At 36.9% G+C, this 20,131-nt stretch carries 20 protein-coding genes; 13 read left to right on the top strand and 7 right to left on the bottom strand.

The annotated features are described in order from the left end of the window. A partial coding sequence (locus JCM15579_RS18205) for a hypothetical protein (protein WP_218186230.1) occupies positions 1-401 on the top strand: 401 nt, incomplete at its 5' end. 57 nt (positions 402-458) lie between these two features. Here JCM15579_RS18205 and JCM15579_RS18200 read toward each other — a convergent pair. The 4 genes from JCM15579_RS18200 to JCM15579_RS22065 form a co-directional block, all read right to left on the bottom strand. Beyond that, positions 459-815 (bottom strand): RidA family protein, encoded by a 357-nt coding sequence (locus JCM15579_RS18200; RefSeq protein WP_054722445.1) that lies wholly within the window; start codon positions 813-815, stop codon positions 459-461. A 78-nt stretch (positions 816-893) separates the two neighbouring features. Next, a complete protein-coding gene (locus tag JCM15579_RS18195) occupies positions 894-1,865 on the bottom strand; it encodes a formylglycine-generating enzyme family protein (RefSeq protein ID WP_054722443.1) in 972 nt (323 codons plus the stop codon). A 109-nt stretch (positions 1,866-1,974) separates the two neighbouring features. After that, positions 1,975-4,269 (bottom strand): valine--tRNA ligase, encoded by a 2,295-nt coding sequence (locus tag JCM15579_RS18190; RefSeq protein WP_262493544.1) that lies wholly within the window; start codon positions 4,267-4,269, stop codon positions 1,975-1,977. Continuing rightward, the gene (locus tag JCM15579_RS22065) at positions 4,266-4,598 is read right to left on the bottom strand and encodes a class I tRNA ligase family protein (protein WP_262493543.1); all 333 of its coding nucleotides are present in this window, start codon (positions 4,596-4,598) and stop codon (positions 4,266-4,268) included. The genes JCM15579_RS18190 and JCM15579_RS22065 overlap by 4 nt, the downstream gene beginning before the upstream one ends. A 283-nt stretch (positions 4,599-4,881) precedes the next feature. Between JCM15579_RS22065 and JCM15579_RS18185 the strand changes: the two genes are divergently transcribed. Continuing rightward, the gene (locus JCM15579_RS18185) at positions 4,882-6,081 is read left to right on the top strand and encodes a pyridoxal phosphate-dependent aminotransferase (protein WP_054722442.1); all 1,200 of its coding nucleotides are present in this window, start codon (positions 4,882-4,884) and stop codon (positions 6,079-6,081) included. 91 nt (positions 6,082-6,172) lie between these two features. On the opposite strand, the gene JCM15579_RS18180 is transcribed toward JCM15579_RS18185, so the two are convergent. Then, entirely contained in the window at positions 6,173-7,207 is a 1,035-nt protein-coding gene (locus JCM15579_RS18180; RefSeq protein ID WP_245625982.1) for a pseudouridine synthase, read from the bottom strand. A 185-nt stretch (positions 7,208-7,392) separates the two neighbouring features. On the opposite strand from JCM15579_RS18180, the gene JCM15579_RS18175 reads away from it, so the two are divergent. The 11 genes from JCM15579_RS18175 (at position 7,393) to JCM15579_RS18135 (ending at position 17,824) form a co-directional block, all read left to right on the top strand. Continuing rightward, positions 7,393-8,334: a phosphohexomutase domain-containing protein gene (locus tag JCM15579_RS18175; RefSeq protein ID WP_245625981.1), complete on the top strand. Its 942-nt coding sequence runs from the start codon at positions 7,393-7,395 to the stop codon at positions 8,332-8,334. A gap of 23 nt (positions 8,335-8,357) precedes the next feature. Then, positions 8,358-8,780: a phosphohexomutase domain-containing protein gene (locus JCM15579_RS21660; RefSeq protein WP_245625980.1), complete on the top strand. Its 423-nt coding sequence runs from the start codon at positions 8,358-8,360 to the stop codon at positions 8,778-8,780. A 508-nt stretch (positions 8,781-9,288) separates the two neighbouring features. Beyond that, a complete protein-coding gene (gene mdh / locus JCM15579_RS18170; protein ID WP_054722438.1) occupies positions 9,289-10,227 on the top strand; it encodes a malate dehydrogenase in 939 nt (312 codons plus the stop codon). A gap of 206 nt (positions 10,228-10,433) precedes the next feature. After that, positions 10,434-10,859 carry a retropepsin-like aspartic protease gene (locus JCM15579_RS18165; RefSeq protein WP_157471549.1) on the top strand — a complete coding sequence of 142 codons (426 nt, stop codon included), beginning with the start codon at positions 10,434-10,436 and terminating at the stop codon, positions 10,857-10,859. A gap of 151 nt (positions 10,860-11,010) precedes the next feature. Beyond that, a complete protein-coding gene (secDF, locus tag JCM15579_RS18160; RefSeq protein ID WP_054722434.1) occupies positions 11,011-13,992 on the top strand; it encodes a protein translocase subunit SecDF in 2,982 nt (993 codons plus the stop codon). 331 nt (positions 13,993-14,323) lie between these two features. After that, positions 14,324-14,551 carry a twin-arginine translocase TatA/TatE family subunit gene (tatA, locus tag JCM15579_RS18155; RefSeq protein ID WP_083464758.1) on the top strand — a complete coding sequence of 76 codons (228 nt, stop codon included), beginning with the start codon at positions 14,324-14,326 and terminating at the stop codon, positions 14,549-14,551. 48 nt (positions 14,552-14,599) lie between these two features. Continuing rightward, positions 14,600-15,535 carry a calcium/sodium antiporter gene (locus JCM15579_RS18150; protein WP_054722432.1) on the top strand — a complete coding sequence of 312 codons (936 nt, stop codon included), beginning with the start codon at positions 14,600-14,602 and terminating at the stop codon, positions 15,533-15,535. Positions 15,536-15,644: 109 nt separating this feature from the next. Beyond that, positions 15,645-16,298: an ABC transporter ATP-binding protein gene (locus JCM15579_RS18145; RefSeq protein WP_054722430.1), complete on the top strand. Its 654-nt coding sequence runs from the start codon at positions 15,645-15,647 to the stop codon at positions 16,296-16,298. 5 nt (positions 16,299-16,303) lie between these two features. Continuing rightward, positions 16,304-17,071, top strand: coding sequence for a TIGR02757 family protein (locus tag JCM15579_RS18140; protein WP_054722428.1), 768 nt, complete (start codon positions 16,304-16,306; stop codon positions 17,069-17,071). 34 nt (positions 17,072-17,105) lie between these two features. Continuing rightward, complete coding sequence (locus JCM15579_RS20995; RefSeq protein ID WP_218186229.1) at positions 17,106-17,255, top strand: hypothetical protein; 150 nt, start codon at positions 17,106-17,108, stop codon at positions 17,253-17,255. Between the two features lie 8 nt (positions 17,256-17,263). After that, on the top strand, positions 17,264-17,824 hold the full coding sequence (locus JCM15579_RS18135; RefSeq protein WP_054722426.1) for a tRNA1(Val) (adenine(37)-N6)-methyltransferase: 561 nt from the start codon (positions 17,264-17,266) through the stop codon (positions 17,822-17,824). A gap of 102 nt (positions 17,825-17,926) precedes the next feature. Here the strand turns inward: JCM15579_RS18135 and JCM15579_RS18130 are convergent, their stop codons facing one another. Beyond that, the gene (locus JCM15579_RS18130) at positions 17,927-18,670 is read right to left on the bottom strand and encodes a hypothetical protein (protein WP_054722424.1); all 744 of its coding nucleotides are present in this window, start codon (positions 18,668-18,670) and stop codon (positions 17,927-17,929) included. Between the two features lie 114 nt (positions 18,671-18,784). Continuing rightward, positions 18,785-20,119 (bottom strand): saccharopine dehydrogenase family protein, encoded by a 1,335-nt coding sequence (locus JCM15579_RS18125; protein ID WP_054722422.1) that lies wholly within the window; start codon positions 20,117-20,119, stop codon positions 18,785-18,787. Positions 20,120-20,131: the final 12 nt, after the last annotated feature.

The raw sequence follows: 20,131 nt of genomic DNA, 5'->3' as shown, positions 1-20,131 counted from the left end.
AGATGCTAGATAGAATGATACTTTTGCCAAAGAACATAGCTTATTATTCGTTTACACCAGTCAACGTAGATATATTTGTCAGACTATACAGTAAACTAAACAAGATGGATTTTGGAAGATTAATTATTGGCTTGTTTTTGATTACCAATACCATTTATAAGTTGTATCAAAAACGTATTGGCTGGTCTCGTATGATGTTTTCAGTACTTGTTGGAATGGGATTTATTTTGCAAGCGATTAGTGGATCTGAAGATTTTCAGATGGAAGCGCATTTTTCTCCATCTCAAATGGAGTATTGGTCTTTACTTGACCAATTCTTACTTGTGTCTCAAATTTTTTTTCTGGGAAGGTACATTTACGAACTAATTAGAAACAAAAAGATAGAGAAGCTACAAGCGTAAAAAAAATCCGAAGCACCAATGTGGTATTTCGGATTTATATTTATGTTTTTACTGTGATTAAGCTTCTTTCTTGGCTGCTACAACAGACAATTCAACCAATAATTCAGGACGAGCCATACGTGCTTCAACACATGCACGAGCTGGTTGATATCCATCTTCTACCCATGCATCCCAAACTTCGTTCATAGCAGCGAAATCTTTCATATCGCGAACGTAAATGGTTACAGATAGGATGTGCTTCTTGTCAGAACCAGCTTTCTCCAACAATTCCTCTACTTTTTCAAGAGTAGTAACAGTTTGTTCTTTGATATCCTTAGTAGCATCTTTTGCAGTTTGTCCACATAAATAAATAGTGTTGCCGTGCTCTACAATGCGGCTCATTCTTGGAGTTGAATCGATTCTTTTGATACTCATTTTGATTAATGTTTAAGTTATTTTGTGGGGCGAAGATAAGAAAAATGTAAGTGGTACAATAGATAAGAAAAAATCAAACTATTCCTGGATATCTTTTACACACCGAAAACCTAGATTGCTAGTTGAAGAATCAATAGTATTACTAGTTCTTGCTGCAACACGATATCGATTACAGTAAGAATCATGACACAAGAAAGATCCTCCCTTCATCAACTTTCGATTCATTGGATCAAAATCAGGACCTTGGGGGTTAAAATTGCCACCTTTCTGATTGGGATCATCTGTCCACCAATCCTGGCACCATTCCCAAACATTTCCACACATATTATATAAACCAAAATTGTTGGGTTCATATTGATTGACAGGAGCTGTTCCTAAAAAACCATCATTTAAACTATTGCTATTAGGAAAATTGCCCTGCCAAATGTTGCACTGATGTACACCATTTGGTGTTAATTCATTGCCCCACGGAAATAGGTTTTGTTCCAACCCACCACGAGCAGCATATTCCCATTCAGCTTCAGTAGGAAGCCTTTTTCCAGCCCACTTACTATATGCATAAGCATCGTTATAAGAAATATGGGTAACTGGATGATTTTCTTTCCCAATAAAATTTGAGCTTGGGCCTTCAGGAGTTTTCCAACAAGCACTTTCAACTTGCAGCCACCATTCTAATCCAGCAACACTTCTCCCAATTTGCATTAAATGTCTTGCTTCATTTTGTGGCAGGAGCAAATGAAAAACGAACGACCATCCGAATTTCTCTGCATCGGTTATATATCCAGTAGCATTGATAAAATCAGAAAACTTTAGATTTGAAACTGCATGCTTGTCAATGTAAAATGAATCAACAGCAACACTTCGAATTGGTCCTTCAGCATCTTCCGGATATGCTTTTTCATAATCTGTTCCCATAAGAAACTCTCCTTTAGGGATGCAAATCATATCATCAAAATTTGCATCATTTAAAGGTGTTATCTGCTTCTGTATTGTTGAATTTGCTAGTACTCTTTCGGACTGAGGCGCACAGCAACATTTTTTATTCTTCATTGTAATTGCATTAAAAGACTTTGATGTCCGAAATTACACAAAAGAAAATTGAGGGCAAAAAAATGCCGTTCCTTTTGGAACGGCATTTATATATATGAGATGATCTCAATTATTTCATACTGGCAATGCGCTCTTCCAAAACTTTGATTTTGGCTTCAGCATCAGCTTGCTTTTTCTTCTCCATTTCAACTACTTGGGCAGGAGCGTTGTTTACGAATCGCTCGTTGCTTAATTTTTTGGAAACAGAATTTAGGAATCCTTGAGTGTATTTCAACTCTTCTTCCAATTTCTTCAATTCTTCTTCAACGTCAACCAAATCTCCAAGAGGAATGAAATACTCAACAGCTTTTACAATGAAAGACATTGCGCCAGTCATTTCTCCATTGGCAGCTGAAATTTCGTTAAGGTTACACATTTTAGCAATTACAGTGTCGAAAGCAGTATCGTAATTACCTTCTTTAACCATATAATTCATTGCCAATTCATCTTTAAATGCAATGTTTTTCTGCTTACGGATGTTACGAACTGCAACAATCACTTCCTTCACCTGCTCGAATTTCTCTAATAAACTAGCTTCGTAAGCTTCAGGTTTAGGCATTACAGAAATCATGATGCTATCCTCTTCAGTTCTATCAGCTAACAACTGGTAGATTTCTTCAGTTAAGAAAGGCATGAATGGATGTAGCAACTGCATCAACTTCTCGAACAAGCCAACTGTAGCTTCGTAAGTTTTCTTGTCGATTGGCTGTTGATATCCTGGTTTCACCATTTCCAAGTACCATGATGAGAATTCATCGCGGAATAAAGTGTAAACAGTCATCAATGCCTCACTGATGCGGTATTGCTTGAACTGCTCATCTAAAGTTTCCATGGTTTTGTTCAAACGTGCGTGGAATACTTCAGTAGCAATTCTTGCTGATTCAGGTTGCTCAATATCTGCAACTTCCCAACCTTTAACCAAACGGAACGCATTCCAGATTTTGGTAGTAAAGTTACGTCCTTGCTCAGGTAAGTTCTCATCGAACAACAAGTCACCTCCAGCAGGAGAACAAAGCAACATACCCACACGAACACCATCAGCACCATACTTAGCAATCAAATCCAATGGATCTGGTGAGTTACCTAGCGACTTAGACATCTTACGACGCTGGCTATCGCGAACGATACCTGTTAGGTAAACGTTGCTAAATGGCTTTTCGCCAATATATTCATAACCCGCAATTACCATACGTGCAATCCAGAAGAATAGAATATCCGGACCAGACACCAAATCATTGGTTGGGTAATAATATTTAATTTCTTCGTTACCAGGCTTGCGAATTCCGTCGAAAACAGAGATTGGCCACAACCATGAAGAGAACCATGTATCCAATACATCTTCATCCTGACGCAAGTCTTCAGCTTTGTATTCTTTACCAGTTTTAGCTTTTGCTTCTTCAATAGCTTCCTCAACTGTTTTGGCAACTACATATCCACCTTCAGGTAAATAGTATACAGGAATTCTTTGTCCCCACCACAACTGACGAGAAATACACCAGTCTTTTACATTCTCCATCCAGTGACGGTAGGTGTTCTTGAATTTAGCAGGGTGTAATTGAATGTCATCATTCATTACATGCTCCAATGCTGGTGCAGAAAGTTCTTTCATTTTCAAGAACCACTGCATACTTAGCTTAGGCTCGATTACTGCATCGGTTCTTTCAGAGAAACCAACTTTGTTCACGTAATCTTCAACCTTAACCAAATTACCTGCAGCTTCCAAATCAGGAACAATCAAATCACGTACTTCGAAACGATCTTTACCAATGTACATTTGAGCGGCTTCACTCATGGTACCATTGTCATTAAAGATATCGATAGATTCCAAGTTGTGACGATCACCAATTTCGTAGTCATTCAAATCGTGAGCTGGTGTAATTTTCAATGCACCAGTACCGAATTCCATATCTACATACTCATCTTGAATAATAGGTACAGAACGGTTTACCAAAGGAACAATTACACGCTTACCTTTTAGGTGAGCAAAACGTTCATCGTTTGGATTCACACAAACAGCTGTATCACCCAAAATGGTTTCTGGACGAGTAGTAGCAATAGTCACATACTCATCTTCGGTTCCTTCAATTTTATATCTTAAATAGTAAAGCTTTGATTGCAGCTCTTTGTAGATTACCTCTTCGTCGGATACAGCAGTTTGCGCCGCAGGATCCCAGTTTACCATACGAACACCGCGGTAAATCTTATCTTTCTTATACAAATCGATGAATACATCAATTACTGATTCGTACAAAGATTCATCCATGGTAAAAGCAGTACGTTCCCAATCACATGAAGCACCTAATTTTTTCAACTGCTCCAAAATGATTCCACCGTGCTTTTCCTTCCACTCCCAAGCATGCTTCATGAACTCGTCGCGAGTGATATCTGCTTTGGCAATGCTTCTTGCTTTAACTTATTTACAACTTTAGCTTCGGTAGCAATCGATGCGTGGTCGGTTCCTGGTACCCAACAGACGTTCTTTCTCTGCAATCTGGCTCTGCGGACCAATACATCTTGAATTGTATTGTTTAGCATATGCCCCATGTGTAACACGCCGGTGACGTTTGGTGGCGGAATTACAATTGTATACGCCTCTCTCTCGTCTGGTACAGAGTGGAAGAATCCTTTATCCATCCAATACTTATACCATTTGTCCTCCGATTCTGCAGGATTGTACTTAGTTGGGATTTCCATTTGTTTAACTATAATTTAATAATTCTATATTTTCAAAAAAATTTGGGTCAAAATTAAGAAATTCTATGGGATATTACTTCACTGAATGACAATAAAATGAGGGAGAGGGTAAATAAGAGTTCGCAATCGTTTTATCATTAAAATCAATCGTCTGCTTCTTCCTAATGGTCAGTTTTTTAAATCAATGTTGAAAAGCATTAAAAATCATTTTTTTTACCTGCTTTTTTATATACTTTTGGCGAATTAGAAAACCTTATTCATAAAATATATAAACACATAACAAATGCCACAGATATCAGACAAAGGAAGATTGATGCCTGAATCACCAATTCGTAAATTGGTTCCTTACGCGGAAGGCGCAAAAGCTAAAGGCAGAACAGTTTATCACTTGAACATTGGTCAGCCTGATATTAAAACTCCGGAAGTTGCAATGGACGCAATCAGAAATTGTACGGAGAAAGTTATAGAGTATTCTCACTCTGCCGGTAATATTTCTTACCGTAAGAAGTTGGCTAAAATGTATCAAAATATTGGTATTGATGTTAACGAAGAGGAGATGTTGATTACAACTGGTGGATCTGAAGCAATCACTTTTGCATTGATGACTTGTTTGAATCCAGGTGATGAAGTTTTGATTCCTGAACCGTTCTATGCTAACTACAATGGTTTTGCGATTTCGGCTGGTGTTAAGGTTGTACCGATTACTTCAAGTATCGAGAATGATTTTGCATTGCCTTCAATTGAAGAGTTTGAAAAGTTAATGACTCCTAAGACTAAGGCGATTGTGATTTGTAATCCAAACAATCCAACTGGCTACCTATATTCTAAAGAGGAATTGAACCAATTGCGTGAGTTGATTTTGAAGCACGATTTGTTCTTATTCTCTGATGAAGTTTATCGTGAATTCTGTTATGGTGGAGAAGAGCACTTCTCAGCTATGAACCTTGAAGGATTGGAGCAAAACGTTGTAATGATGGATTCAGTATCGAAACGCTACTCAGAATGTGGTGTTCGTATTGGTGCTATGATTACCAAAAACAAAGAGGTAATCACTACCGCATTGAAATTTGCTCAGGCTCGTTTGTGTCCTCCAGCTTTTGGTCAGATTGCAGCTGAAGCTTCTTTGGATACTCCACAGGAATATTTTACTGAAGTTTACGATGAGTACATTGCTCGTCGCGATTTTATGGTTGCGGCTTTGAATGAAATGGAAGGTGTTTATTGTCCAACTCCTAAAGGTGCATTTTACACAGTTGTTAAACTTCCTATTGATGATGCAGATAAGTTTGCTCAGTGGATTTTGGAAGATTTCGAGTACAAAAACCAAACAGTAATGGTTGCTCCTGCTACAGGATTCTATGCAACTCCAGGTTTAGGTAAAAACGAAGTTCGTATCGCATACGTATTGAAGAAGGAAGATCTTGCAAAAGCAATGGAAACTTTAGCTGAAGCATTAAAGGTTTATCCTGGAAGAACTTTGTAAAAGTTATTACTTTGAAAATATAAAAAAACGGCTCTCTATTGGGGAGCCGTTTTTTATTTAACTTCTTTAGTATATTTCAATTAAAATATTCTTAGAATAACTTTAGCATTCTAACTTCTTCTGCAGTTAAGAATCTCCATTTTCCTCTTGGGATATTTTTCTTGGTGATTCCTGCAAAGAAAACACGATCAAGTTTCTCAACTGTATATCCTAAATGTTCGAAAATTCTACGAACGATTCTGTTTTTCCCAGAGTGAATTTCAATTCCAACTTGTTTTTTGTCTTTAGGATCGGCAAAGCTAATAGCATCCGATTTGATGAAACCATCTTCCAATTCCAGACCTTTGGCTATCATGTCAAGTTCCTCCTGCGAAATTTCACGATCCAGGAATACATGATAAATTTTCTTCTTGTTGTAACTTGGATGAGTTAAGCGTTTGGTAAGATCACCATCATTGGTAAATAACAATACTCCGGTTGTCATTCTATCTAATCTTCCAACAGGATAAACTCTTTCATTGCAAGCATGTTTAATCAAGTCGAGTACAGTTTTTCGCCCCATTGGATCATCTAAGGTTGTTACAAAATCCTTTGGTTTGTTTAAAACAAGATAAACTTTCGATTCCGGCTGAAGTAAAACTCCATCCATGCAAACTTTATCTTTAAGATTCACTTTGGTTCCAACTTCAGTTACAATTTCACCATTTACCGTAACACGACCTTCTGCTATTCTTGCATCAGCTTCGCGTCTCGAACATTCACCTGAATTGGCAATGAACTTATTTAATCTCAGAATACCATCTTTAGGTCCCATCATTTTAGCATGCTCAAGCTGCTTTTTCTTGCTATAGTGTCTTTTTCGCAAAGATTCTTTGTCAGGACCATTCTCATCAAATCGTTTTTTCGATTTAAAAGGTCTTTTTTGATCTGATTGCTTAGAAAATCGCTTCTTTTTTTCTGGATTTTCAGAAAAAGTTTTTCTTTCTTCCTTGTTTTTAGGATTTTTTCTAAAATCGGATTTAGATTCTTCTGATTTGTTTCCGCTATATTTTTTTGATCGGTAGCTTGTCTTTCCTTTTCTAGGCTTACCGTAAGTCTTCTCTTCCATTTCTGACAGTATGATCAATGTTTTGAACTTGCAAAGGTATTAATTATCAAAGAATATATTTGAGTAACATTTCAAAAAGTTCATTTTGATTGTAAATTAAACTTGATAGATTTTTTACATTTGTACGAGCGAAAATTAATTCATTGTTTTTTTCGACGCTAAATTTGTGTGTGTGATTGTAAACATTTAACAAAAATTAAAAAATGGCATTAATTAAATCAATTTCCGGAATACGCGGAACTATTGGAGGAAAAGTAGGCGAAGGTCTTAGTCCTTTAGATGTGGTAAAGTTTTCGGCTGCATATGGAACTTGGGCAATCAGAAGACATGATGGCAAAAAAATTAAAGTGGTTGTTGGTCGCGACGCTCGTATTTCAGGTGAAATGGTAGATAAACTTGTAGTTGGTACATTAATTGGCTTAGGGATTGATGTTGTGGAAATCGGTTTGGCATCTACGCCAACAACCGAGTTTGCCGTAACAGAAGAAAAAGCTGATGGGGGTATCATTTTAACTGCGAGCCACAATCCAAAACAATGGAACGCTCTTAAATTATTGAATGAAAAAGGTGAATTCCTTAATGATGAGGATGGCAAGTTAGTGCTAAGCATTGCTGAGCAAGAAGATTTCCTTTTCGCAGATGTTGATGATTTAGGAAGTATTACTAATGTAGAAGATTACACTCAAAAGCATATCGATCATGTTCTGTCTTTGGATTTGGTAGATGTGGAAGCCATCAAAAAAGCGAATTTCTCAGTAGCTGTTGATGCTGTTAATTCGGTAGGAGGTATTGCAATTCCTGGTATGCTTCGTGCATTAGGAGTTGAAAATGTAATTGAATTGTACTGCGAACCAAATGGTCATTTCCCACACAATCCAGAACCACTACCTGAAAACTTAACTGCTATTGCTGAGGTAATGAAAGAAGGTAAGGCTGATTTAGGTTTTGTTGTTGATCCGGATGTTGACAGACTTGCGATTGTTAACGAAGATGGAAGTATGTTTGGTGAAGAGTATACACTTGTAGCTTGTGCTGACTACGTGCTAGCAAATACTCCAGGAAATACGGTTTCAAACCTGTCTTCTACACGAGCTCTTAGAGATATTACCGAAAAACACAGTGATCATACGAAGCTTCTGCTGTAGGTGAAGTAAACGTTGTAACCAAAATGAAAGCTAACAATGCGGTAATTGGTGGCGAAGGAAACGGAGGAATTATTTATCCTGCCAGTCATTATGGTCGCGATGCTTTGGTTGGGGTTGGTTTGTTTTTAAGTCATTTGGCAAAAACCGGAATGAAAGCTTCTGAATTGAGATCTTCTTATCCAAACTATTTTATTTCTAAGAACAAGATTGAATTAACTCCAGAAATTGATGTTGATGCTGTTCTTGTAGCAATGAAAGAGAAATATCAACATGAAAAAGTGAATGATATTGATGGTGTGAAGATCGATTTTGCAAAAGAATGGGTTCATTTAAGAAAATCTAATACGGAACCAATTATTCGAATTTATTCTGAAAGCGAGAATGAAGAAACTGCAAATAAATTGGCGGATAAAATCATTTCAGAAATAAAAGAGATCATTAAATAGTAAAAACTCATATATTTTAAGTTAAGTGCATTGGTGTTAATCAATGCACTTTTTTTATTTATAACGGAAAAAATTCCGTAATCGTTTGCGTATAGTTAATTCTGACTTGCGACCTGTAATTTCAATTCATATCTATAAGTAAAAAATATAAAATAAGGCTGCTTGTTTTAAGCTGAAATTACCGATAATACTAGAAGACCCGATTATCGTTTATTCTTGAAACCTACTGTATGGGTGTTTTTACCCAATTTTAAAATCTCTAAATATGTCATAAGTTCGATATTTGTTGAGGATTTTTTATATATTTAGAAATAGCTGTTGGAAAGCAGTTGTTTTTATACTTGCAAATATGGCAATGTACTTATATTTGTTCTCAGAATAGAGAAAAAATTCTACATTAAAATAAAGAAATAATTAATAAATCAATGAATATTGCTTATGCAATTTGCTGCTTAGATTTATATTATCTGAAGTAAATTGTAAAGCGCCTTACTAAAAACTTACTGATATGAAAATTACCGTAGTTGGTGCAGGTAACGTGGGGGCAACCTGTGCAAATTGTATCGCTCAGAAAGAGTTGGCAAACGAAGTTGTTGTTGTTGATATTAAAGAAGGATTGGCAGAAGGTAAAGCATTAGATATGTGGCAAACTGCTCCTATTAACTATTACGACACAAGAGTTAAAGGTGTAACTAATGATTATGCTGCAACTGCAGGGTCTGAAGTTGTGGTAATTACTTCTGGTCTTCCTCGTAAGCCGGGTATGAGTCGTGATGACTTAATCGCCACTAACGCTGGTATTGTAAAATCAGTTACTGAAAATGTAATTGCTCACTCTCCTGATGCAATTATCATTATCGTATCAAATCCACTTGATGTAATGACTTATGCAGCTTTCTTAACTGCTAAGAAAGCATCGAACAAAGTATTTGGTATGGCTGGTGTATTGGATACAGCTCGCTACCGTGCTTTCCTTGCTGAAGAACTAGATGTTAATCCAAAGGATATTCAAGCATTGTTAATGGGTGGACACGGTGATACTATGGTACCACTTCCACGTTATACTACTGTAGCTGGTATTCCTGTTACCGAATTGATCGAAGAAGAGAAATTAAATGCTATTATCGAAAGAACCAAATTCGGTGGTGGTGAGCTTGTAAACCTAATGGGAACTTCTGCTTGGTATGCTCCAGGTGCTGCTGCTGCTCAAATGGTTGAAGCTATCGTTCGTGATCAGAAGAGAATTTTCCCAGTTTGTGCATTGTTGAATGGTGAATACGGAATGAAAGATATTTACCTAGGTGTACCTGTTAAATTGGGTAAGAACGGTATTGAAGAAATTATTGAAGTTAAATTGAACGAAGACGAAATGGCATTGTTGAAAGGTTCAGCAGAAGCTGTTAAGTCTGTAATGAAAGTATTGGATGAAATGAACATTATTGCCTAATCGGTTCATTTTATTAAAGGGAAGAGGTCATCTCATTTGAGATGACCTTTTTTGTCTAATTTATTAAACACCCATTAGTCAACAGGATACTCATTTATTCAATAAAATATTTGTTCATTCATTTACACTCACTTTTGTTCAGTAATCATGCAGTAAAATAGCTTTCCTTTTGGTATATTTGCTATCCTTTGCAGAAATTGAAGAACATGATAGAGATACCGATAGAGGTTGTAGAATTAGAAGAGAATAGTTTCCATCTGCTGATTGAGTGTGAAATTAACACAGGTCAGAAAGGAGAAATGGTGATCGATACCGGTGCCTCTAAAACGGTACTTGACAAAAATTTTGTTGACGATTATCAAAAAGCGGTTCAAGAAGATTCTGAGATAAAATCAAGAGGATTAGGCGAGGGAAGTATAGAAACGGAGATGGCTAAAATCGATCGTTTTCAGATTGGAACTCTTTGTATAAATGACTTTTCTTGTGCCTTGATCAACTTGTCGGGAATTAATGAAATGTACCGCCAATATTGCAATCGAGAGATTTGTGGATTGCTGGGAAGTGACTTCCTTTTAAAGTACAATGGAATTATTGATTACAGAAGGAGAGTTTTGCAATTAAACAATGAGTAAGCGTGCGGGATTTACAAAGGACTGAAAATCCATAAAATGCTAGTAATTATTGAACAAAGGAATTAGAAAAAAATTAATATATTTGTGCGTTAATTTGCGGTTGAAAATATAGAATACCACATAAAGTAAGAATTTATTTAAACCTAAACACATGCGAAATAAAGGAGCGATTCGTCTACTCGCTATTGTCTTTGCGTTAGTGAGTTTGTATCAATTGACTTTTACTTACGTAACGAAAAAAGTTGAAAAGGAAGCTCGAGAGTTTGGAGCTGGCGACATTAAGAAAGAACAAACCTACCTTGACTCGATCAGAGGAGAAGGGGTTTACAATTTCTTATGGTTGAAGAATTACACTTACAAAGAGTGTAAGGAGTTGGAAATGAACTTAGGGCTTGACCTTAAGGGAGGTATGAACGTTACAATGGAAGTTTCTGTTGTTGATATCATCAAAGCGATGGCGAACAACAGCAAGGATGAAACTTTTAATGCTGCAATTGCCAAAGCAAAACAAATGCAGGCAAATAGTGGTAAAGGATTCGTTGAGTTGTTCGGACAAGCATTCGAGCAAATCGATCCTAACGCTCAGTTATCATCACCAGATATTTTCGGTACGCTTGAGTTGAAAGACAAGATTCCTTTTGGAGCTTCAAATGCTGAAGTGTTAAAGGTAATCAAGAAAGAAACTGATGCTGCTATTGATAATACCTACAATATTCTACGTTCTCGTATCGACCGTTTTGGTGTTGCTCAGCCAAACATTCAGAAAGCTGATGTATCAGGTCGTATCATCATCGAACTTCCAGGTATTAAAGATGCTGCACGTGTGCGTAAACTTCTTCAAGGAACTGCAAGTCTTGAGTTTTGGGAAACTTACAGTGCTCCTGAAGTAATGCAATACTTAAATGCAGCAAACACAAAACTTGCCGAAATTAAAAATGCAGGTGATGTTGAAGAAGAAGCTGCTACCGAAGAGGTGAAAAAAGAAGCAAAAGATGAAGAGGTTGCTCTTTTAGATAAAATTGAAGAAGAAGGTGCTCAAGATTCATTGGCTACATCGCAAGATGAAAAAGCAATGGCTAAAATGTACCCATTGTTCTCAATTTTGAACCCAACTCAACAAGGAGGATCTTCAAAAGCAGTTGTGGGTATGTCTCACGTTAAGGATACTGCTAAGGTGAATGAAGCATTGACAATGCCTGCTATTAAATCGGTATTACCTCGTAACTTGAAATTCTTCTGGGGAGTTAAGCCTATTGATGAGGGAGGTAATGTATTCGAATTATTTGCGATTAAAGTAACAAGCCGCGATGGTAAAGCTCCATTGGATGGAGATGCAGTTACTTCAGCACGCGAACAAGTTGACCAAAATACTGCTAAGTATGAAGTGTCGATGAGTATGAGTGGTGAAGGTGCTAAAACTTGGGCTCGTTTAACCAAAGATAATGTTAACCGTGCAATTGCAATTGTATTGGACGGATATGTATATTCTGCACCAAACGTATTGGGTGAAATCAAAGGTGGTCAGTCAAGCATTAGTGGTAGCTTTACTGTTGCTGAGGCAAAAGACTTGGCAAACATCTTGAAATCAGGTAAACTTCCTGCTCCGGCACATATTATTGCCGACGAAGTTGTTGGTCCATCTCTTGGTAAAGAGTCAATCCAAAAAGGGATGTACTCATTTATCATTGCTTTCGTGTTGGTATTGGTTTACATGTTCTTCTTCTATAGTAAAGGTGCAGGTTTAGCGGCTAACATCGCATTGATTGCGAACTTGTTCTTTATTTTTGGTGTGTTGGCTTCATTGGGAGCTGTTCTTACATTACCAGGTATTGCGGGTATTGTATTAACAATTGGTATGTCGGTTGATGCGAACGTGCTGATCTATGAGCGTATTCAGGAAGAGTTGAAAGCTGGTAAAGGATTAGGCCTTGCGATTAGCGATGGTTACAAGAATGCTTACTCTGCAATTATCGATGGTAACATTACTACCTTGTTAACTGGTATCATTCTTTACTTATTCGGTGAAGGTCCAATTAAAGGTTTCGCAACTACATTGGTAATCGGTATCTTCTCATCATTGTTTGCTGCAATCTTTATTACAAGATTAATTTTTGAAGCGCAAACAGCTCGTAATCGTAACGTTACTTTCGCAACTAAATTTACTGATAACTGGTTGAGAAATTCGGCTGTTACTTTCTTACAGAAAAGAAAATTATTCTACGTAATTTCTGGTGCAGCTATTGTATTAAGTGTTGTATCACTTTCTACAAAAGGTTTGAACCAAGGTATCGACTTTACTGGAGGTAGAACTTACGTTGTAGCTTTCGATCAGCCAGTAGGTGTTGAAGATGTTGCTAAATCATTGGAACCAGTATATGGTCACGCTCCTGAAGTAAAAACTTTCGGTGGTAACAATCAGGTTAAGATTACTACTAAATACAAAATCGACGAAGCGGGAACTGAGGTTGATGACGAAGTTGAAGGATTACTATATGAAGGATTGAAATCATACTTGGCTGATGGAACAACAAAAGTTGATTTCTTAGAAAACAACCGTAAAATGTCTCAGAAAGTTGGTCCTACCATTGCTGATGATATTCGTACTTCTGCATTGTGGTCTATCTTGGGTGCATTAATCGTGATTTTCTTATACATCATGGTTCGTTTCTCGAACTGGCAGTATGGTTTAGGTGCAGTTGCTGCATTGGCTCACGACTCGATCATCGTATTGGGTATCTTCTCTATTGGATCTGGTTTATTGCCATTCTCTTTAGAGATCGACCAAGCATTTATTGCAGCAATCCTTACGGTAGTTGGTTACTCTATTAATGATACCGTGGTAGTATTTGACCGTATCCGTGAGTACTTGGGATTATATCCTAAACGTGATCGCGAAGAGGTTGTGAATAAAGCCTTGAACAGTACAATGCGTCGTACATTTAGTACATCGCTTTCTACCATGGTTGTATTATTGGCAATTTTCTTGTTCGGTGGTACTTCAATCCAAGGATTTACATTTGCATTGTTAGTAGGTGTTATAGTAGGTACATACTCATCACTATTCATTGCATCTCCTATTGCTTACGACACAAGCTTACGTGTTGAAAAAGTGGTAGAAAAGAGAAAGAAATAATTGAACTTTCTATAAGTTTCATCCCCCGGCCGTTTGGTTCGGGGGATTTTTGTTTTAGGATATTACTCCGCACACCAAAATATTATTCCGCACGCGAAAAAATGGCTTCCGCACGCAAGGATACCCTTTCCGCACATAAAAAGTGATGATGGAGCTTTGTGCGGAAATATTCCTCTCACCTTCGGAACTATATGCTTGACCTACGCAAGTTCTGATTATTGTAACTGAACTATTGCAATTTGTTTCGAAATAAGATTTTCGCATACAAGTATCAACAACTATCGTATTAATTTGAAATTTCTTGGGTATATTTGTGAAAAATATTCATCAGATGGAAAGCATACTTTTATTTATTAGTGGAGGGGAAATTGTTATTGTTCTGGTTGTTATTCTTCTACTTTTTGGATCGAAAAAAATTCCTGAATTGGCACAAGGCTTAGGAAAAGGAATGAAAGAGTTTAAACGAGCGGCAGACGATATCAAAAAGGAAATAAAAGATGAAACTGATATTCTTGATAACATCAAGGATTTTAAGGATGATATCAATAAAAAGCTTTAAACAGGCAAATGCCTTTTTTATCCTTTCTGGATAAATTTTATCATATCAATGGACTATATCTATTTATTACTGGGATTTGTAATCCTATTGTATAGTGGTGATCTGCTTGTAAAAGGTGGAGTTGCCCTTGCTTCGCATTTTAAAGTTTCAACCTTAGTGGTTGGGGTTACGGTGGTATCCTTTGGTACTTCGGCTCCAGAACTATTTGTAAGTTTAGACGCAGCTCTTAACGGTAGTCCGGATATTTCGATAGGAAATGTTGTAGGGTCGAATATCTCCAACATAGCCTTGGTGCTTGGTTTTACCGCAGTTTTATTGCCTTTGCCGGTACGTAGCAATTCAATTAAATACGATTGGCCGGTTATGATGGGGGCATCGCTTCTGTTCTATATTTTTGCCTTAAATGGTAAACTTCAAACCATAGAAGGAATTGTTTTTGTTCTATTGTTGATCTTCTTTATGGTTTGGACCATTTGGAATTCGAGAAGGGAAAAAAGAAACCTTTCTGAAGAGCTAAAGCCGGCTAAACATTCTATTTCAGTTGCAGTATTATTAATTGTTGCATCCTCCTTGGGCTTGTATTTTGGAGCAAACCTGTTGGTTGGAAGTGCAAAAAGTATCGCTACTGATTTTGGCATAAGTGAGCGTGTAATTGGATTAACCATTGTTGCTTTTGGAACATCGGTTCCCGAATTGGCAACTTCGGCTGTTGCAGCCTACAAGAAGGAGATGGATATTTCAATAGGGAATATTATTGGATCAAATATTTTCAATATTCTGGGAGTTCTTGGAGTAACATCTATCATTAAGAGTATAAAAGTAAGTGACGAAATTATTTCTTTTGATGCATTGTTTATGCTTGCAGTATCTCTGCTGTTGTTCTTGTTAATTTTGCCTTTGAAAAAAGGAAAACTGCACAGATGGAAAGGTGTTTTATTGCTTTCTTCCTATTTATTTTATGTATATTTGGTTTTCATGAAATAAGTAAGATTAAAATAATAATTAAATCCACAAATCAATAATTATTTTGATCTTACGACTTCCATCTGACAATTAAAGGAAAATTATAAACAGATGAAATAATTGATGAGGTATGATTAGTGCAGAACAAATCAAAAAGAGTTTTGGTGAAGTAAATGTCCTTAAGGGAGTTGATCTTACCATTGAAAAAGGAGAGATTGTATCGGTGGTTGGAGCTAGCGGTGCAGGTAAAACCACTCTACTTCAAATCTTGGGAACTCTTGATAGACCTGACAGTGGAGCCATTGTATACGATGGAACCAATGTGGCTACATTAAACGAAAAGGATTTATCTGCATTTCGTAATTCAAATATTGGATTTGTTTTTCAGTTTCATCATTTATTGCCTGAATTTACTGCGCTCGAGAATGTTTGCATTCCTGCATACATTGCAAAAAAATCGAAAGCAGAAGCTACAGGAAGGGCTAAGGAGCTTTTGGAAATGTTGAATCTGGGGCACAGAATGGATCACAAGCCTTCTGAGTTATCGGGAGGAGAGAAGCAAAGAGTAGCTGTTGCCCGTGCATTAATTAATGATCCATTGGTAATTCTTGCTGATGAGCCGTCTGGAAATCTTGATTCCAAGACAAGACAGGAATTGCATGAACTGTTTTTTACGTTAAGAGATAAATTCAATCAGACTTTTGTAATTGTAACGCACGATTTGGAGTTGGCCGAAATGTCCGATCGAAAAATTGTGATCTCCGATGGCTTGATCGAAAAATAAGCAATATGATTTTTGCTGACCTAAAGGATTTCCTGGAAGAAAAGTATGATCTCTACAACAGAGAATCATTCATCGAATCAGATCCGATATTAATACCAAAACAATTTTCTCGTAAAGAAGATATTGAGATTGCTGGCTTTTTGAGTGCCAGTATTGCCTGGGGCCAAAGACCTACTATCATTCGAAATGCAAAGCGATTGATGGAGTTCATGAACCAACAGCCCTACGAATTTTTGATGAATTCAACGAAGGCAGATCTGGATGTATTCAGAGAGTTTAAGCACAGAACCTTTAATGGTGATGATTGTATTTTCTTTATCAAATCACTAAAGTACATCTACCAGAATCACGCTGGACTTGAAAGGGTTTTTACCAAAGGCTATAAAAAAGGGGGTGACGTTAAATCGGCAATTGCCTATTTTAGAGAAGTGTTTTTTGAACCAGAGCATCTGGTTCGAACTCAAAAACACATTTCGAATGTACTGAAGAAATCATCGGCAAAACGTATTAATATGTATTTGCGTTGGATGGTTCGTGATGATGAACGCGATGTAGATTTTGGCTTGTGGAAAGGAATTGAATCAAAAGATTTATTTTTGCCATTGGATGTGCATACCGGAAATGTAGGAAGAAAATTGGGTTTATTAACTCGCAAGCAAAGCGATTGGCCAGCTGTGGAAGAAATAACAATGAATCTTCGCTCCTTTGATCCCAATGATCCTGTAAAGTACGATTATGCACTTTTTGGATTGGGAATATTCGAAAAGTTTTGATTCTTACACATACTAATTCAATTATAAAGGAAACATGCCTAACAATTATTTCAAATTCAAACAATTTACAATACATCAAGATGGATCTGCCATGAAGGTGGGTACCGATGGTGTGCTATTGGGGACATGGACTGATGTGGAAAAATCACAACGAATACTTGATGTCGGCACAGGAACTGGCTGATTGCTATCATGTTGGCGCAAAGAACCCATTCTAAGGTAAGAATTGATGCAGTTGAAATTGATGATTCAGCTTATCAGCAAGCCATGGAAAATATTAATGCTTGTCCGTGGGGCAATAGAATTTTTGGTATTCATGAATCGTTCCAGGAACTTTGCGCTCGCAGCGAAGAAAAGTATGATGCCATTGTGAGCAATCCACCTTATTTCATGAATGGTTTGGATGCAAAAGAGGAATCGAGAACTAAGGCCAGAAATGCAGATCACTTGCCATTTGAAGAATTGTTGGAAGGTGCCAAAATGCTTTTGAATCCTGAAGGAACTTTTTCGGTGGTTTTGCCTATTGAGGAAGGAAATTACTTTATGAGGTTAGCGAAACTTACAGGCTTTTCATTGAAAAGAAAGTGTCACGTGTTGCCTAATCCTGGAAAGCCAGCAAAAAGGTATTTGCTCGAATTCTCTTTGAAAGAATGCAATACCTTAGAGGAAGAACTTATTGTTGAAAATGGACAAAGACATGTATATTCTCCACAATATATTGAACTGACAAAAGAATTCTATTTAAAGTTTTAATTTCGTCTGGTATATAAAACGCAATTTTTGTGTGGTATTGTAAAGACAGCATTAATGCTGTCTTTAGCGACTATTCCTTTCTTCAACAATTATTCTTTAAACTTACTCGTCTGCAAGCGTAAAATTCACCCACCACTCTTCAAGTTCAGATTTATTTTGGTAAGCTCCAACTTTCAATTCATCCAGATTTTTTTGAATTACCTCCTTGCTACTCATCGCTGAGTAATATTGTTTGTTGGCTTCGTTGATACTGTTTATGCCAATACTGATCTCTTTGACTTCTGTATTATCAGGGTAAAGTACCTTTATTGGAATCTTCACATGATAGCTAAACAGGATCTGATCGACAGTTTCTAGTTGTACTTTAACTTTCTCATCTTTTACAGTAGTAGAGGTCAAAACACTCTCATCGATTCTTGTGTCAATCAGTTCGTAATTCTGAAATCGATCAATTAATTCTTCCTGAAATTCTACTCTACTGAATCTTTCCAGATAGGATTTAAATTGTTTGTCGGTATAAGGTGTTTCTGCGGGCATAGGGTAGTTAATTGCATAAACCCTTTTCGATTTGCCATTCGGATCAATCCATAGGCTTAAGCCCAAGTTGTATATTTTTTTGAGAGTTCCCGGGGAGTTGGTTTCGAGAAAAATATCTATAAACTCGTTGTTGTTGAAAACTTTAACTGAGATCTGATCTGCAGACTGATAATACAAAGCCTCCTTCTCTGAGAATTTGTTGGCTTGTATATTCTTTTTTGCATTCCAATAAGCAGTGAATGGTTTAGAACCTGCACAGGCTTGTAATAGAATTGCTATAATAATCAGTAATGTATTTCTCTTGATCATATCAGATGATTAAACTTGAATGCTAACAAAACTAAGTTTTAGTATCGAGATAATCATCATTCTTAGAAAGAAAAAAAACAGCTACCCATTTGGTAACTGTTTAATGATCATTGTCTACTGAATAATACTTTCGTCCTCTATAAATTGAACTCCCAAATCTTCTAATTCTTTTAAAATGGGTTCGTAAAGTTCCGGCATGGTTGGAATGTGAACTCCGGTCAAGTTAATTTTTCCCGTTGCCAATAGTTTTGTTGCAATGGCTAGGGGAGTTCCAACGGTATACGACATTGCTGTGTGTTCACGATCTTTACCTTCATAAGTCATGGAGGAGATAATCCTTTTCTTCATACCAGTATTTTCATATTCAAATTGGTGTTGCATTACCAATAAATCTCTGTCTTTATCGCCTAAAGCCCATTTTTTTTCCAGAATTTTTTGAAGGAAAAAAGCAGGAGTAGCCTCTTTAATTTCCATTACCTCGTTTGAGAATAATCCCAGCCAGTTCAATTTCTCCATGATTTTCGATTTAGAATCGATATCAACAAATTTTGCCAGGCTTTCTTTTGTAGAAGATCCATTTTCAGGAAGAAAACTTTTTATAAAATCCTTATTCGATAATTTGTGAGAATCTTTCATCACATATGAATCATCGGTGCAACCTAAGCGAACCAAGATGTTCCAGGCTTCAGCATAGCCAGGTCGTCTCATGGTTCCACGCATAATGGTAGGAATGTCTTCTATGTCGTACAACTCGCAATATTGTAACGAATCTCGGTTTGGATAAACCTCGAATTCACCATATCCGTTAACACTGGTCTTAGTTAATTTATGGAAAAGGTTGTTGTACGGAACGTATTTGTAATGTCCATTTTCTTTGAATTGTGCGGTTCCCTGTCCGGCAACAACAACATTTCTTGGATTCCAGGAGAATTTATAATGCCAAGGATTATCGTCGCAAGCAGGAGCAACTAATCCACCGCAAAATGATTTAAAAGATAAAAGTTTTCCACCTTCAGCTTTAATGCGATCAATAACCTGCATGGCCGACATGTGATCAATTCCAGGATCAACACCCAATTCATTCAAAAAACACAAGCCAAGTTCATTTGCTTCCTCATGTAAATCCATCATTTCATGGCTTACATAGGATGGGGTAAGCATGTGCTTTTTATGCTGTAAGCATTCGCGAGCAACAATAATATGCATAGAGGCAGGAACCATACTGATAACGATATCTGCTGCAGAAATTTCGGAAGCTCTTTGCTCCAAATCTTTTAGATTAAATTGGAATGCTGATCCGTTAGGATGATTTCCAACCTTTTGTTTGGCAAGTTCGAGAGACATGTCACCAACACTGATCTTCCAATTGTATTTATCTGAGTGTTTTAACAAATACTGAATAAGATCTGTTGATGAAAGACCGGCTCCAATAATAAGAATATTAGTCATGATTTTATGTGT

This window comes from Marinifilum fragile JCM 15579 (genome assembly GCF_001310955.1).
GTDB lineage: Bacteria > Bacteroidota > Bacteroidia > Bacteroidales > Marinifilaceae > Marinifilum > Marinifilum fragile.
This window is presented reverse-complemented; position numbering and strand designations above follow the sequence as displayed.

Coding starts and splice junctions, on each gene's coding strand:
- JCM15579_RS18190 (WP_262493544.1), bottom strand. CDS start 4,269: ATGAAGCATGCTTGGGAGTGGAAGGAAAAGCACGGTGGAATCATTTTG.
- JCM15579_RS18195 (WP_054722443.1), bottom strand. CDS start 1,865: ATGAAGAATAAAAAATGTTGCTGTGCGCCTCAGTCCGAAAGAGTACTA.
- JCM15579_RS20995 (WP_218186229.1), top strand. CDS start 17,106: ATGCCTAACAATTATTTCAAATTCAAACAATTTACAATACATCAAGAT.
- JCM15579_RS18185 (WP_054722442.1), top strand. CDS start 4,882: ATGCCACAGATATCAGACAAAGGAAGATTGATGCCTGAATCACCAATT.
- JCM15579_RS18125 (WP_054722422.1), bottom strand. CDS start 20,119: ATGACTAATATTCTTATTATTGGAGCCGGTCTTTCATCAACAGATCTT.
- JCM15579_RS18145 (WP_054722430.1), top strand. CDS start 15,645: ATGATTAGTGCAGAACAAATCAAAAAGAGTTTTGGTGAAGTAAATGTC.
- JCM15579_RS18130 (WP_054722424.1), bottom strand. CDS start 18,670: ATGATCAAGAGAAATACATTACTGATTATTATAGCAATTCTATTACAA.
- secDF (WP_054722434.1), top strand. CDS start 11,011: ATGCGAAATAAAGGAGCGATTCGTCTACTCGCTATTGTCTTTGCGTTA.
- JCM15579_RS18165 (WP_157471549.1), top strand. CDS start 10,434: ATGATAGAGATACCGATAGAGGTTGTAGAATTAGAAGAGAATAGTTTC.
- JCM15579_RS18175 (WP_245625981.1), top strand. CDS start 7,393: ATGGCATTAATTAAATCAATTTCCGGAATACGCGGAACTATTGGAGGA.
- JCM15579_RS18135 (WP_054722426.1), top strand. CDS start 17,264: ATGTTGGCGCAAAGAACCCATTCTAAGGTAAGAATTGATGCAGTTGAA.
- JCM15579_RS18140 (WP_054722428.1), top strand. CDS start 16,304: ATGATTTTTGCTGACCTAAAGGATTTCCTGGAAGAAAAGTATGATCTC.
- JCM15579_RS22065 (WP_262493543.1), bottom strand. CDS start 4,598: ATGGAAATCCCAACTAAGTACAATCCTGCAGAATCGGAGGACAAATGG.
- tatA (WP_083464758.1), top strand. CDS start 14,324: ATGGAAAGCATACTTTTATTTATTAGTGGAGGGGAAATTGTTATTGTT.
- JCM15579_RS18150 (WP_054722432.1), top strand. CDS start 14,600: ATGGACTATATCTATTTATTACTGGGATTTGTAATCCTATTGTATAGT.
- mdh (WP_054722438.1), top strand. CDS start 9,289: ATGAAAATTACCGTAGTTGGTGCAGGTAACGTGGGGGCAACCTGTGCA.
- JCM15579_RS18200 (WP_054722445.1), bottom strand. CDS start 815: ATGAGTATCAAAAGAATCGATTCAACTCCAAGAATGAGCCGCATTGTA.
- JCM15579_RS21660 (WP_245625980.1), top strand. CDS start 8,358: ATGAAAGCTAACAATGCGGTAATTGGTGGCGAAGGAAACGGAGGAATT.